Source organism: Pseudoalteromonas shioyasakiensis (assembly GCF_001550135.1).
Taxonomy (GTDB): Bacteria; Pseudomonadota; Gammaproteobacteria; order Enterobacterales; family Alteromonadaceae; genus Pseudoalteromonas; species Pseudoalteromonas shioyasakiensis.
This window is the reverse complement of sequence record NZ_LRUE01000014.1, coordinates 416,389-431,148: the sequence shown is the minus strand read 5'-3', so window position 1 is coordinate 431,148 and position 14,760 is coordinate 416,389. Positions and strand designations below refer to the sequence as shown.

Here is a 14,760-nt window from a genome sequence, read left to right as displayed (position 1 = left end):
ATAATTTGAAACGTGTTATGTTGAGAAAGTGCCGCGCCAAAATGGTTTATTGGCGGGGCGCTTGTGGTATTCGTTGTGCAAAATAGCGAAGCGCACAACGATTGCAAGCTCCCCAGAGCAAGCAACCCGTAACATAATGCCAATTATGGGTATGTTATTTTTTACGTACCAACTCAAAAGGTACGTAATTTATTACGTAATATTTAACTCGTTACGTAATAATCAACTCCGATATTACGTACCACTGGGGACTTGTTCGTAAGAACGTAGGCCACACTCATAAGTAATTTGAAAAGCTGTAGGTTATTGGCCGTAACCAAGCGAAGCGCAAACCATCTATTTTTGGAAGAAAAACCCCGCGCAGCCATGCGCCCCTGATAAACCTAACCCATGTTTCAGTAAAAACCGATGTACCAGAATAGGTACGGTAGGTGGGAGAGTCCACATACTTTAATAGTGGACTCTTGGCCGAAATTCGGATTTATTTTTCAAATTGCCTCGATAGTAATTTTGTTTGATATTTGAATGCTACGCTTTCAATCATCATTATTATCGATTCTTTTTCCTTTTCTCCCAGCTGTTTAATAAGACCTATTTTACTTATTAATCTTTCATCTATATCAGTTTCCTGATCACTTATTATTTCTTGTGGGCTCATACCGTAAAATTTGGCCAGCTTTTCTATTGTGCTTAGTTGTGGCGACTGAGTTCCTTTTTCATATTTTATATATGTTGTTTTAGTAGTCCCTATCGCTTTTGCAACATCTTCTTGGGTAAGATTTCTAGCCAATCTCAATGACTTTATTTTTTCTTCAAACATCACTTTGCTTCTTTAGGGTTAAATTAATAGTCATTATAAGTAGTGTTTTTTTATCCAGTATCTTGAAAGTAAAATTATTTTATCCTATATTGGCAATATTATTTAACTTGACAGTTTTTCCGATGATAGACCTCTTAAGGATTAAGATACCTTTTCACGAATCAGTTGTAGCTGCTTCTCCAGATGGAGCAAGTGGTTTAATTGATTTGCGAGAGTGTCAAAAAAGAGGTTGTAAGATGGAAGCGGGTGACGTGATTTTTACACCTAACGATTATCGATTAGATAGTGAAAATATCTGCTTGGCCGAAGTGTCTGCTTTGCGTCACCCTTACGAATCACTCCCAAGCTCTTGGGCTAACCTTGCTTTCAAAGTGAGAGCAGGGGGCAGCAACTACTATCCACACATAGAACTAAAAGCTAGTCCTGCAAAATTACTTCAAGGTCATAACGTATTTGGCACATGTGATGTGATGCTATGTATTGATGCACTTATTACCACATTTGAATATGCACTCCCTAAAATGGGTGAAATTCTTGAGTACCACAACGCAGAACTAGCACAAATCGATTGCACATTTAGCGCTCACTTGTCGACCGAGTCAGATAGTCGGAACGTAATTCACGCATTACGCAACATATCTAATGGTCAAACGAGGGGCGCTAAATCTGCATTTGATACGACCGCTTATTTCGGTAAGGGGTCACGACATAAACGTTTAAAAGCGTACTTAAAACAGTTTGAGCTACAAGATCAAACCAATAAAGCACAAGCAAAATTCGACAAAACTAAAGACCAAATTTTCAAACGTCAGCTTGATTCAATGACAGCACCAGAAGTACAACAGTTTGCTAAAAATGCACTTCGTTTCGAAGCTAGTGTAATGCCTCGCATGTTAAACCGTTTAGGCATACCTACTAATCTTTGGCTATTCGAAGAATACAGCAGCAATTTTGATGGGTGTTTAATACAAAAGTTATGGGAGCAATCTTGGTCTGACATATTCAAAACGTTCGAGGGTGCAACCATGCGTACATACTCAGATGATGAAGTTCAGGCTCAACTAAAAGAGCATTATAAAAAAGTTACATACTCACGTGATAAGGTCACTGATATTGTCATGGAAAAAGTTTCATACGCTAAGGCTAACCGCCTTTTCCGCTTTTTCCGTTTACTTAAACATGAAGGTTGGGAAGAAGTAAAAGCAACTACTCCAAGTTCAACCTTCAATGACAATATTAAGTTGATCACCAATGTAGTACCAAAAGCCTACTTACAAAATCTACAAGCAACAGCGTCAAATGTTGTTCCGCTTATTCGTATGGTTAACGTTGATTTTTCAAAACAGCACCCGACTGGATGGCAAGAACCTGACCGTTTATCAAATCAAGTTTTACTTAAAGAGAACCAAGGTTTTCTAAGGTTGGTGTCATGAACCCATTAATTATTACATCAATATTCTTTGGTTACGTGCTTTTGGCATGTAGCTACACCCTAGAATCAATAGCATGTTTTTCTATTGCTATCGTCGCTTATTCATTCGATAGATTCATTGAATACGCAAAACTTCAACTACGCACAAATCAATTTACTGACGGCCAACGTGCCGCGATTGATGACTACAACAAGGAATCAGACAAATGAGAATCCAAATTATCGATACAAACGGCGCACACATTCCAACGCCAAGAACTTTCCCAGCTAAAGGTGATAAACCAGCTCGTACTGTTTATGAACAGAAAGCTTATGCACATATGGGTGGTGTTTTTCCTGTGGAATTTAAAATCACACATGATGACCACAATGATGCATATCAAGTCGGTGAATATGAATTAGCACCATCTAGTTTCAAGGTTAACCAATACGGACAACTTGAGTTAGATCGTTTTGGCTTACAACTAATTCCTGCATCTAATGTACTAGATAAAAAGGCAAGTTAATCATGGCTACTTGTGTCCAGCTTGAGTACGGCGAACTAAAACCAACCGCGCAATCAATCCAAGACTGCACTGGCTTTGTCATGCTTGAGCCGACCGAGTACCAACAATTTTTGTTAGGTTCTTCGTTGTTTGACCCTAACGAAATTTCTAGTGAAGAGGCAACCGCATTATTCGTTGCTGGCTTTTCACTAGTCATCATCTGTTACATGACCGCTTGGGGCTATGGAACAGTAATCAACTGGTTTCGACCAGAAAACGACAATACTTAAAAATTAATCTTTTCAAGCTAAAAGGAAATCATTATGGATTTTACAGGTGTTACAGGCGCAATTGACGCAACAGCTATCGTGGCAGCAATCACAGCAATCGCAGCTATCAAGATTTTACCCGGTGTAGCTAAGTGGGGTTATAACAAGGTTATCGGTTGGTTCCGTTAATCATCGTTTAACCTGTTTCAAAAATCGCACATCAAGCCACGTTTCTTTGCAGGTGCGTGGCTTTTTTAATGGAGTAATTATCATGATTTGGGGACTCTACTATGCATCACTTGGCATTGCTTGCGCCGTTGCGGTCATTCGTGGTTTCGAAAGCGAGTAAATTTTTATCATGGTGTTTTCGAGGTTTTAAGTACGCAGTAAGACACCCAATTAAGCTAACTTTTTCACTCATTAAACTGTGGCTCTGTTTAATGATGTTTAGCCTGTTTGCAACACTGGCCATTGCAGCAGATGAACCTCAAGACTTGGCCGACCAGTACTATGTTGGTGATGGTGTTACACCTAAACAAGAAATCAAGTACCAATACGTATGTGACTCAAATGATTTAACACCTAAACCTGCTGATAATGTATATCAAGCCTGCCAAGGTTATTGGCTAACAAAGGCACAAGAATATTTCGCAGCAAGAACGGACGTATGTTCACCACCTCAATTTGAATGGGATGCAGCAGAACCTAACAAACTTCATCAAAACTTTGGTCAAGAAAAGTGGAACGGTGACTGTGAGTACACAGTAAGTAATCAAAAATTTTATGGTACTCAAGTAGGTTCTATTCCTGAGAACTCATGCCCGCCTGATGATTATCCAAATCATACGCATCTATTAAGAATTGGTTTTAATCCGAATTTACAGATTTGGGAAATACAACCAGAACAACCTGAATACTGCTACATGTCAGCAGAACCCGACCAAGTTGATAAGTCTTGCAAAGGCGGCGTAGGTGAGCAAGCTGCTTTTAACTCAATCACTGTTAACAATGAAGATTACCCAGACGGCGGACACCCTAATTGCTTATCTCGTCACGGTAAAATATGTGAAGTAACGGGTGGCCCTTGGTTGGATACTGTAGTTGGTGAAACTACCACAACTTGGTCAGTTGGCTCTGGGACTTTCACAGGCAATGAGTGTGACCCAACAGGTAAGCACGTAGTTGATGATTCTAATAATGGTGAAGATAAATTTTGCTCAGCTCAGTCATCTGGGGGAGTTTATCAAGTTAGCTGTCCAGAGAGCGGTATCTCAATTAACTGGAATCAAGTCACCGGATTAGAGCAAACAGTTAGTGAACACGACACAAGAATCACTGCAATTGAAGCATCATTCATCACTGAAACAGAATTAAATAACTTAGTTTCTAGTGGTCAATTAAAGGGCGAAAAAGGCGATAAGGGTGATAAAGGTGAACAAGGGATTCAAGGAATACAAGGCGCAGCTGGTGCACGCGGTGCTGATGGTGCCGATGGCCTACAAGGAGAGCAAGGCATACAAGGCGAAAAGGGAGAGCAAGGCGAACAAGGTGAAAAAGGTGAAAAAGGTGAAAAGGGCGACAAAGGTGAGCAGGGCGTACAGGGTATTGCAGGTCAAAGCGGCGCTGACGGCCGCGATGGTATCAATGGCATTAACGGCATTGATGGTAAAGATGGCCGAGATGGTATTGATGGGGTAGACGGTGAAGATGGTGAAAACTGTAGTGTTGTAGCAACCCCTGATGGTGTTCAAATTGCCTGTGCTGATTCACTGGCTCAAGTAGAAAATGGCGATTCGTGCACTACCCAACAATTAGCTAATGGTGACGCACAAGTTACTTGTGAAGATGGCACAACATCAACCATAAACGGTGTTGATGAAGATGCAATTATTGCTGCACTCGATACCCAGTTAAGCGAAATGAAGAAACAAACGGGCGAACTTGAGAAGCAATCTAAAGCACTAGAAAGTTTAGGCAAATATGACGGCGACAAGCCAAAAATTGACTATGAAACAAAGCCTGACACTTGGACTGAAATAGCCGAGTTTGATTGGGAAAATCAGAATTTCGGAACAGTCTTGGAAGAACATACCGACCAGATGAAAGCACTACCCATATTCACTGCAATAGACAATTTCTTTGTAACGTCTTTTGGTGGTGCATGCCCAACATGGTCTACAACAGTCGATGTAATGGGCGCAACTTTTCGTATTGATATAGACCAGTTTTGCTCACCAGCAGTACAAAATATCTTACCTGCTATACGAGCGATTTTACTTTTAGTAGCTGGCTTTTTTGCATGGAGAATAGCAATTGAATGATTTAATTGACTGGTTTGCCGAGCAATGGCAAGCATTCGTAGACTGGGTTTATGAGATATTAGATTTCTTACTAAACGCTTTACTTTGGCTATCACTACAAACCTTTGAAAAATTACTTGAAGGCTTCAGGTTCATATTTGCCATGATAGAACCACCACAATTTATACAAGCAGGCATCAGCCAGTTTACTGGGGGAATTTCCTCAGATGTAGGTTACTTGCTAGGTGCAACGGGGTTCAGTGAAGCCCTAGGAATAATCGGAATAGGGTATACATTTCGATTAACCCGCAAAGTATTAACCTTATTCCAGTGGTAATGTCATGATTATATTTCACGAAGGTTTGCCAGGCTCTGGTAAAAGTTATGAAGCACTAGTAAAGCACATCATTCCTTCATTAGAAAAAGGCCGTAAAGTATTTGCACGACTTAACGGCTTTAACTATGAAAAAGTGAGTGAACTAACAGGCCGAACAGTAGATGAACTTAAAGAACTTTATACCGAAGTGACTGAGGAACAAGTTCACACAGTCTATGAAATTGTAGAAAACGACTGCCTACTTGTTCTTGATGAACTCCAAAACTTTTTCCCCAGTGGCAGACAAAAGCTATCTGACGAAATGACACAATTCATTGCTGAACACCGTCATCGAGGTATGGATATAGTTTGTATGGGTCAAGCGCTTGCCGATTGTCATACAACATGGAAGCGAAGGATTGAACGTAAAATTACATTCCTAAAACTTTCAATGGTTGGACTTGATAACAAGTACAAATGGGAAATGTACCAAGGTTCAATTAATGGTGTTAAAGGTGATGTAGTATTTAAAAAGATTAAGTCAGGTACTGAAAAATACGACAGTAAATATTTCGGCTCATATCTAAGTCACCAGCTAACAACAGATAACACGGATGTTTATTCTGATGACCGTGTGAACATATTTAAAACAAAACAGTTTATGCTTTACTTGCCAATTTTCTTAGGTGTAATTGGTTTTGCAATTTATTTCTTAAGTTCGTTTTTTAGTGGTGAAACTCAAATTGTTAAACAAGGTGCTAACGAACCTAGCAACAGGCCAGTAGCAAAAGTTGAAAATCAACCCGCAACACCTGCAACTGGACAAAGTAAAGCAGCACCTAAACAAACGCAAAATCCTAAGCCGCCAAGCACTGACCCATATCAGCGAATTAGGGATATGATCCAAAATAACAATGCGATGATCACGTATGAAGAAATTTATAAAGGCCGTATTGTTGATGTGTTAGTGGTTGTTGAAAATAATACTAAGCAAGTTCTCGATACTTTCAATAGGGATGAATTATTGATGCTCGGTTATCGACTTAAGAAAACCTTATTAGGTGTTGAAGCTTATAGAGGTGAGCACTTAGCGGCAGTTTTTAGATATAAACCAACTAATCAATATTTTGATAATCAAGTGCCCGATGAAATGTACCACGATTTGTATACCAATAATTAAACGCTAAAACCCAAGCCTTTCAACTTGTTGAAAGCCTTGGGTTAGCGTTTAACGTCTAACAAATTCATTTATTCATACCTACCACTAACTACCCATAATTTATATTATGTTAAATTAGTTATTTATCTTTATAAGCAGGTTCATTAGTCGTTAGATTTTAAGGTTTTTTAGCCCCTTTTTTGCTTAATTTGGGTTTTCACGGTTTTTAGCTTTTTATGAAGTTCTCATTTTTACTTTGTAAATTTTCAACACGCCTTACTTCATTACAATAAGACTACAACGATGACTTTTTACAGTCTTAGATTTGAAATGCCTTTCTTGTACGGCTTCCCAAAAATATAAAAGCAATTTTGGTTTCACTTCCTGTAACCATTATGGCTTTAAGTTCATTAACTATGATTAATTTTTACAACAAGCTGTTCGTAATAACGAAAGCCACGTAGATGCCCTTCAAGCTCAAATTAGATAGCTGTACGATTTGATTTAAGTAAGCTAGACGCTGAATATCATTGGCAATGACTTAATCAAAATGAGTGATCAGCTTGCTTTAAAAGATATTGTGTTAAAGTATGGAGATAAAAAAAGAGCATAAACGTAGTTATGAGAGAAATATCTCTCATAACACTTTAATTGTTCTGTTAATTTAGATTTGTTAAATAAGGAAATTCGTTTGTCAGACTTCACAGATACTATTTTAAAACTCTTATCAGCACTTACAGGAATAAAGACTGCCCTATTTAGTTGTTCTAAATCAGAAATTTTTAACGCAGATAGCGACAGGTTTAATCCCTCAAAATGATTAAGTATTATTGCGGATTGGTATAAAGTACCTACAACCACCCTAGCAAGCTTATTTGTAAATGGCTATTTTATAAACCAATTTGCCTATTGCAGCCGATGCTTTCTACAAAGTATTTATCATGGCTTACGAGTATAAACCCGCCTTTAAAGCCCTGTAATGACTGAGCCAAGAGCTGTTTTGATTCTAGGTCGAGATGGTTATCGGGCTCATCGAGTAGCAAAAATGCGGTGCTTTCAATATTACTGACGATACACATGGCGAGCTTCATTTTTTCACCGCCACTTAAAAGTGCGGCTTTTTTAAAAACAGCGTCTTTTCTAAAGCCAATACTGGCAAGTAGAGTTCGTGCGGTGCTCTCATCTAGGTTTTTACAGTAAGTCATCACGTTTTCAAGCAGGGTTAGCTCGTTGTTTATTAATGTAAAATGTTGGTCTAAGTAATAGAGTGCTTGATTGCAATGTAACTGCCCTGCTTTTACTGGTATGTCGTATGTCAGAGTTTTAAGTAAGGTTGATTTACCAGTGCCATTAGCACCCGCTAAATGAATTTTATCATCACTGAACACCTGAAAATTTAGCGGCTTCTGTGTCCCGTGTGCTAATACAACGCCCTCCAGGCTAAGTATTTTTTGGTGCTTAGCTTCATCTGCTTGCGCTAAATAAAATTGCTGCGCTTTAGTTTGTTCAAGCTGGCTAGAAAGCTCATGTTTATTTCGAGTGAGTTCACCCTCTCGCTTAGCGCTATTTTTACTTTGTGATGATAAATTAGCGCTTGCTTTATCTTTTTTAGCATCCATCAACACTTTAGGCTGGCTGCCTGATTTTCTGAGGGCGGTTCCTTGGCCTGCTCGTTTTTGTGTTTTTTGCTTTTGTAGTTGCTCTGCTGCCTTGAGCTTACTTTGCTGTTTAACAACGTGGTTTAATTTATTTTCAAGGGCAGCAACTTGCTGCTGTTTTTGAGTCTGGTACTCAGAAAAACACGTACCATATTGTGTTAAACCCAGGGTTGTTAGCTCCCAAACTTCATGGGCATGTTCTAATAATTCTTGGTCGTGACTTATTAGTAATAATTGGCCTTTAAAGTTGTGTATTTGCTTTATCAGCCAGCTTTTACCTTTTGTATCTAGGTGGTTTGATGGCTCATCCAGTATTAAAATATCGGGCTTTATGCAGGTAAATAGTGCCCAAAGCTTTAATTGGCTAAGCTGACCGCCACTCAAATGTTTGCTTAAGGAGTAAGGGATTTTGTTGTTTACGCCAAGCCTTACAAGTTCTGCATTAAAGCGCTCTGGTAAGTCCCAATTACCTTCAAGCAAAGTTAAGTTCTGCTCTGTAACTTGCCCTTGGTTTATAGCATCAAGTGCTTTAAACACAGGCTCTAGCCCAATAGCCTCTGCAATTGTTAGGTTATCATCCTGATTTACATCGTTCATTTGTCGGTATAAACCGAGGGTTGAATTACAAACAACCGTACCAGAGCTAGGCTCTTTTTGCTTAGCAAGTATTGACGCTAATATAGATTTACCGCAGCCGTTCCTGCCGACTAACGCGGTGACTTTAGCTGTGAGTGAAAATGAAAGATCGTTAAATACAACATCGCCATTGCCATGTTGATAACTTAAATTAAAAGCTTGAAGTTGTGGCATAGTGCCTCCTGTATTACAGGGGCATAAGCGTGTGATCACACGAGAAGAAACATATTAAAAGTGATAGTGAGCAACGCCTACTAACCCTGTTGGTCCAAAAAGATAAAAATGAAATTGGATAACAGGTTTAGTTGTTCATGTTGGCAGTAACTCCTAAAAAGTGAGGCTAGATAATAACCACCCAGTGCTAAAATAGCAACGAGTTATGTTAGTCTTGAGCTACACGCTGCTTAAAGGAATGTATTTTGAATTTAGTGAAAAGCCCTCTTGCCTCGCAAAACCCAATTCAAGTTAAGATGCAATTTGAACAAAGCAAACGTGTATTTGTTATTGGCGATTTAGATGCAGATTTAACTAAATTTGAACAGGCACTTTGCTCTGTTAATTTTAACCCAAGCGAAGATATCTTGTTTTCACTTGGTGATGTGATTGACCGGGGTGAGCACAGCATTGCGTTACTTGCGCGTTTTAAAGAGCTTGGTGTACATATGTGCCTTGGTAACCACGAGCATATGTTGCTTGAGTCTTTACTTGCAAAGGATAAAGGTTACTACCGTTTATGGGTTGAGAACGGCGGCCGCTGGCATCTAGAAGTAAGCGATGAAGAACTTGCATTTGCCTGTAAGCAACTACTCAAATGCCCGCTTTCTTACTATGTTGAATACGGAGCATTAAGAATTGGTTTATCGCATACCACCTGTTCTGATTGGGATTGGCAAAATCCTACAGAAGATATACAACAAGCGATTGGCGCATTGCTTTGGGATAGAAGCTTAACCAAAGCGAAAAAACCTTTAATAAACCCAAGTATCGACTTTTCAGTGCATGGCCATAACACGACCAAAAAGCCCTATTGGCTTGGCAATAGTTACCATCTTGATACCAATTATCTCAGCGGTAAGCCCACCATTGTTGAGCTTAGCACGCTGATCAAGCAGTTTTCATCAATGTAAACTTGCCAGTCGTTCCACCGTTTTCTCTTCAAGGTATTTTTTGTAGGTTAACCTTGCATGCCACAGTTGCTCATCGGTTTCTTGAATGTAGATGATAGGGCCGGCTATTTTGCTCGCTAAACTCGTAAGTTTACTGTATTCACGCGTATCAATTTTGCCATCACTAAAGTAGCTTTGCGCGGTATTTAAAAACTGATCGTCTTTATAAATATCACTATGCCAAATAAGCGAGCGATACATACTAGCGGTTATTTCGGTTGGCTTATCGTTGGAACGAAAGATTTTAACTTCGGTGTAAATTGAATTACCGGTAATTACAATCCCTATTAACGACAGCGTCGTAAGAGTCATCATCCATTTCATGCTCTATTCCTCACAGTTAGGTACTAATTTAACTATAGGAGAGAAAGATGAATGTATGCTGTTTATTTAATCAATTAGGATTGGCAAAACTATTTTCTGGAGACTTAATTATTGTTTTTAGTCCCTAATTTACTGCTTTGGGATAAAACATTAATTTGTGTATTAGGCTAAAAGGCCTAATACACAAGCATCTCACTAGTGAAGCGCTGCTGTAAACGGAATATTTTTACAGATTTCGGCTTCTGCGATGAGGATCTCTTCAAGGCGTGTATCAACATCTTGCTTATCGAAATACTCATAGGCAAGCTCGACGAATAAGTTTTTATGTTTTTCTTCTGATTTAGCAATCGCGACATAAAACTCTTTTTCTTTGCCTGCAGGTAAAGCTTCTGCAACAAGCGAAAAGCGCTCGTGTCCGCGAGCTTCAATAACCCCTGCTACTAATAAACGGTCCATTAAAAATTCATCACGACCATTTCTAAATACCGCACGAATTTGTTTGATGTAAGGATCTTTTTGGTCATTACCAAGAGATACATCACGTTCCATTAATAGCTTTAAAACTTGTTTAAAGTGGATCATTTCTTCCAATGCTAAGTCTGTCATGGCTCTAACAAGCTTACGACGGTCTGGGTAATGAGAAAGCATAGACATAGCCATACCAGAGGCTTTTTTCTCTGCTGCAGCATGATCTTGTAAAAAGGTATCGAAGTCAGCTAAGACACCTTCTGTCCATTCAAATGGCGTGTGGTATTTCAATTCAAACATGATAAGGAACAACTAAACTTATAATGGCGGCGATTTTAACGTATTTTACGTGTGATTATAACCAAGAGATTTATCAATTTTACCACTTCGGGTCGATGACACTTTATCGGGATGTTTTATATCATTCCACGCTGTGACCTTACCGCCTATATTAAGCTGTTTAAAGTTAATTGGCTGCTGAGTGTTTAAAAACTGCTGAAGTAATTGCGGGCTGTTTGAGTCTGCTACATCCAGTGTTAATAACTGCTGTTCACGGCCTTTAAAATAATCTGCTACCTGCTGTTGATGACGGTTATAACACGCTGTTAAGTATTCATCAGATTCTAAATCTGCCAAGCTATACTGACCAAAAACATCGAGATAACAGCGCTTTAAATGGATATTAAAGCCACCGTCTGGGCGCATTAAATTAGTGTGCATACGTGCTAATAACTGCCTAATCGAAGGCAGCCATTTAGTTAAATTGCGCTCAAGGTTGATAAAACGGCTATTTGCAAAATGTTTATCAAGTAAGGCGTATTCGCTAAATACCGGGGTATCGGCAATAACGTCTGCGGTTGTAATTGCTTGTTGGGTATAGGCTGTGTGGGCGGTTTTATATCCGAGTTGTAAAAAGCTGTTACAGATACTGGTTGTGCCGGTTCGTGGTAAACCGATTATAAATATTTTAGAGCTCATGGCACCTGATCAAATGATAACCACAGCGATTTGTCGTTGACTGGGGTTAACCTTGGTAAATCATAATTGCGCAATTCTATAACAATTTTGTCGTGCAGGTGGGCGTTTTTAATAATTTCGCCGTTGTATTTATAAAAAAGCTCATCAAACTCACCGCTCTCACGCATTATTTTTAAGCCCTGATTCACTGCTTTGGCTATTTCTGGGTCGTTCTTATTAAAGAAAAAATAGATTGGGCTTTTATATTTAAGCATTATCTGAGGTAGTACCGCCAACGGCATTTGGTTTTTGAATACTGCATATTCGTCATTGATTTCGAGGATAGATCGAGGAAATAAATCGCCACGCCCTCTTTCAAGCATGACAAATAAAAACTCTAAATCTAACGAGGTAGAAACTACTAAGCCATTATCGCGCAATATTTTGGTATCTGGCCAATCCTGACCTTGTAAAAAATAGATACTTTTTAAATCATCTAAGGTTTTTAGCTGACTTAAGTGCGCTAGATTTTGCTCGTTAATGAACATAACACGCCAACCAAACAAACCTTTGAAAAGCGGCACGCGTATTGGTAATAAACGCTCTTCTCGCTCTTTATTGGTCATGGTCCAAGAAACATCAATGGTGCCTTTTTCGATTTCTTTTAAAACACGATTTTGCCCTAACACTTCTGCCGCAGGGGTAAGTGTATATCTATAACCACTTCTTTTTAATGCTGTTTTAAGTAAAAGCAACGGGTAATAATTATCCTCAATGAGGCTTGGCATGGTTTTAGGATAAATAATATTGAGTGTTGCTGGAGGGATAGTTATTTCTTTTTTGCCATTGATTGTTTTTACTTCAGCTACGCCTGAAATCGAAAATAACAAAAGTAGTAAAGTAAAAACAACCTTCTGCATATTAGAATACCTGTGTAACTAATAACATCACGGCACTGATCAACATAGTTAAGAAAGTTAGCATCATCCCTAATACACGTAATTTCATCAGATTATCAGCGAGTGCATAACTATGACAAAAACGGCCAGCCAAGAGCATTGCCCCTAAAATATAGCAATAATGGCTTGGAAGACCTTGGTACTCTAATAAAAATAGCATAATCAAGGAAAATGGCACATATTCAATAAAATTAGCATGAGCGCGTATTGCTGCTTGTAGGCTAGCATCGCCACCATCGCCAAGTGAAATGCGCTTTGCTTTACGCAGTTTAATTACACGAAAGCTAAGTTGAATGTATAAAATGGCCAAAATGGCAGCAAACGTTGAAACAATCACAGTTTTTCCAATTTTTATTTAAAGTTAGACGCTTAGCACTGTTTATTGCTAGGCTGTTAAGTAAGTAGTTAGGTTAGCTCAGTATGATATTTAATGTCTAACAGTTCTTAAGGAAGTGCATGTTTACGCCAAGAAAAATCGCCGATAACTACCGCGAGATGATCAGTAGCATCGGTTTTTACCCTTCATTGCTCTCTGTGGTGTTTTTATTATTTGGTTTAATAACCACAGCGGTCGAGTATTCGTCATTATCTATGGAATTTAAAAAGCTCATTGGTGTGTTACTGGTCGATAGCGAAGAGAACGCCCGAACCATCCTCAGTACACTTGCAGGCAGCATTATCTCGCTAACGGTTTTTAGCTTTTCTATGGTTATGGTGGTGCTTAATAGTGCCAGTGCCAGCCTCTCACCGCGTGTGTTACCTGGGCTTATTACCCGTAAGTCACACCAATTAGTGCTAGGGTTTTATCTTGGCAGTATTATCTACACCATATTAATGTTGATAAACATACGCACCATTGGCGATGGCGACATGGGGATCCCTTCACTCGGTATCTTCTTTTCTTTGGTGTTTGGTTTAATTTCGCTGGGCTTTTTTGTGTTTTTTATTCACTCAATTTCAAAAGCAATTCAGGTCGATAATGTACTAAACGACTTGTTTAAAAATACCAAAGGTGAGCTTAAATGCATAATTGGCATGCAACAAGAAAATCCTGTTGAACATTTTCCTGAGTTTGATGACTGGCATAGTGTTAAAAGTAAAACAGAAGGCTACTTTAAAGGCGCTCATACCGATAAATTGTGCGCACTATGCCAACAGCACGGTATTAAAATTTATATTTCAGTTAAGCAAGGCTTCTTTACAGTTAAAGGTTATCCGTTTTTAAAATGTGATACTGACTTATCTGACAAACCTGAACTGGTAGAGCAATTACTAGACTGCTTTATTTTTTATATCGAAGAATATATTAGTGACCATTACCGCTACGGTATGACACAAATTTCAGAAATCGCGGTTAAAGCTATGAGCCCGGGTATTAACGATCCCGGTACTGCGGTAAAAGCCATTGATATGTTGAGTATATTGCTCATATTGCGTTTAGACATTTACGATGTGAACTACTCGCTTAAACGATGCCAGAACAATCAACCGCACTTGTTTATACACGAAACATCATTTGATGAGCTGCTGCATGATAACTTTACGCCAATTCGTAACTATGCAAAAAATGACGCCTATGTAATGGTTAACGTGCTTGAGGCATTTAAAAACATATTGTTTAGAGCATCTGATAACGAGAAAGCAACAGATAGCCTGTTTGTTTACTTAGGGGCGATTATTGAAGATATAGATACGCATATTAGTAATGAGTACGACCGTGAACAGATTACTAATATGCTAAAAGCGATTGCTCGTATTTCAGAGCAGCAAGGTGAAAAATTGCTGGCAAGGTTTGCCAGCAATCAATAACT

The 14,760-nt window shown here is 38.9% G+C and carries 17 protein-coding genes; 10 read left to right on the top strand and 7 right to left on the bottom strand.

Annotation, left to right across the window (positions count from 1 at the left end; genetic code table 11):
• Window positions 1-481: 481 nt before the first annotated feature.
• Window positions 482-820, bottom strand: a complete 339-nt coding sequence (locus tag PASHI_RS09260; protein ID WP_062564390.1) for a helix-turn-helix domain-containing protein — start codon at window positions 818-820, stop codon at window positions 482-484.
• On the opposite strand from PASHI_RS09260, the gene PASHI_RS09255 reads away from it, so the two are divergent.
• The 8 genes from PASHI_RS09255 (at window position 796) to PASHI_RS09225 (ending at window position 6,802) form a co-directional block, all read left to right on the top strand.
• Complete coding sequence (locus PASHI_RS09255) at window positions 796-2,253, top strand: phage/plasmid replication protein, II/X family (protein WP_082710852.1); 1,458 nt, start codon at window positions 796-798, stop codon at window positions 2,251-2,253. The genes PASHI_RS09260 and PASHI_RS09255 overlap by 25 nt on opposite strands.
• Window positions 2,250-2,462, top strand: coding sequence for a hypothetical protein (locus tag PASHI_RS09250; RefSeq protein WP_062564388.1), 213 nt, complete (start codon window positions 2,250-2,252; stop codon window positions 2,460-2,462). Before PASHI_RS09255 ends, PASHI_RS09250 begins: the two co-directional genes overlap by 4 nt.
• A complete protein-coding gene (locus PASHI_RS09245) occupies window positions 2,459-2,758 on the top strand; it encodes a single-stranded DNA-binding protein (RefSeq protein WP_062564387.1) in 300 nt (99 codons plus the stop codon). Before PASHI_RS09250 ends, PASHI_RS09245 begins: the two co-directional genes overlap by 4 nt.
• Before the next feature lie 2 nt (window positions 2,759-2,760).
• Entirely contained in the window at window positions 2,761-3,027 is a 267-nt protein-coding gene (locus PASHI_RS09240; protein WP_062564386.1) for a hypothetical protein, read from the top strand.
• Window positions 3,028-3,060: 33 nt separating this feature from the next.
• Entirely contained in the window at window positions 3,061-3,195 is a 135-nt protein-coding gene (locus PASHI_RS22335; protein WP_279625936.1) for a hypothetical protein, read from the top strand.
• 251 nt (window positions 3,196-3,446) lie between these two features.
• On the top strand, window positions 3,447-5,327 hold the full coding sequence (locus PASHI_RS22330; RefSeq protein ID WP_167542011.1) for a collagen-like domain-containing protein: 1,881 nt from the start codon (window positions 3,447-3,449) through the stop codon (window positions 5,325-5,327).
• On the top strand, window positions 5,320-5,643 hold the full coding sequence (locus tag PASHI_RS09230) for a hypothetical protein (protein WP_062564384.1): 324 nt from the start codon (window positions 5,320-5,322) through the stop codon (window positions 5,641-5,643). Before PASHI_RS22330 ends, PASHI_RS09230 begins: the two co-directional genes overlap by 8 nt.
• Before the next feature lie 4 nt (window positions 5,644-5,647).
• A complete protein-coding gene (locus tag PASHI_RS09225) occupies window positions 5,648-6,802 on the top strand; it encodes a zonular occludens toxin family protein (protein ID WP_062564383.1) in 1,155 nt (384 codons plus the stop codon).
• An 869-nt stretch (window positions 6,803-7,671) separates the two neighbouring features.
• Here PASHI_RS09225 and PASHI_RS09220 read toward each other — a convergent pair.
• Entirely contained in the window at window positions 7,672-9,249 is a 1,578-nt protein-coding gene (locus PASHI_RS09220) for an ATP-binding cassette domain-containing protein (protein WP_062565363.1), read from the bottom strand.
• Between the two features lie 254 nt (window positions 9,250-9,503).
• Between PASHI_RS09220 and PASHI_RS09215 the strand changes: the two genes are divergently transcribed.
• The gene (locus PASHI_RS09215; RefSeq protein WP_244269384.1) at window positions 9,504-10,202 is read left to right on the top strand and encodes a metallophosphoesterase; all 699 of its coding nucleotides are present in this window, start codon (window positions 9,504-9,506) and stop codon (window positions 10,200-10,202) included.
• On the opposite strand, the gene PASHI_RS09210 is transcribed toward PASHI_RS09215, so the two are convergent.
• From PASHI_RS09210 to PASHI_RS09190, 5 genes are all read right to left on the bottom strand, one after another.
• The gene (locus PASHI_RS09210; protein ID WP_055197077.1) at window positions 10,194-10,565 is read right to left on the bottom strand and encodes a hypothetical protein; all 372 of its coding nucleotides are present in this window, start codon (window positions 10,563-10,565) and stop codon (window positions 10,194-10,196) included. The two genes, PASHI_RS09215 and PASHI_RS09210, sit on opposite strands and share 9 nt — an antisense overlap.
• Before the next feature lie 195 nt (window positions 10,566-10,760).
• A complete protein-coding gene (locus PASHI_RS09205) occupies window positions 10,761-11,333 on the bottom strand; it encodes a MiaE family protein (RefSeq protein WP_054561468.1) in 573 nt (190 codons plus the stop codon).
• A 45-nt stretch (window positions 11,334-11,378) separates the two neighbouring features.
• The gene (locus PASHI_RS09200) at window positions 11,379-12,011 is read right to left on the bottom strand and encodes a sulfotransferase (protein ID WP_062565361.1); all 633 of its coding nucleotides are present in this window, start codon (window positions 12,009-12,011) and stop codon (window positions 11,379-11,381) included.
• The gene (locus PASHI_RS09195) at window positions 12,008-12,910 is read right to left on the bottom strand and encodes a substrate-binding periplasmic protein (RefSeq protein ID WP_062565360.1); all 903 of its coding nucleotides are present in this window, start codon (window positions 12,908-12,910) and stop codon (window positions 12,008-12,010) included. Before PASHI_RS09195 ends, PASHI_RS09200 begins: the two co-directional genes overlap by 4 nt.
• A gap of 1 nt (window position 12,911) precedes the next feature.
• Window positions 12,912-13,286: an MAPEG family protein gene (locus PASHI_RS09190; protein ID WP_054561465.1), complete on the bottom strand. Its 375-nt coding sequence runs from the start codon at window positions 13,284-13,286 to the stop codon at window positions 12,912-12,914.
• A 119-nt stretch (window positions 13,287-13,405) separates the two neighbouring features.
• Between PASHI_RS09190 and PASHI_RS09185 the strand changes: the two genes are divergently transcribed.
• Window positions 13,406-14,758: a DUF2254 domain-containing protein gene (locus PASHI_RS09185; protein WP_062565359.1), complete on the top strand. Its 1,353-nt coding sequence runs from the start codon at window positions 13,406-13,408 to the stop codon at window positions 14,756-14,758.
• Window positions 14,759-14,760: the final 2 nt, after the last annotated feature.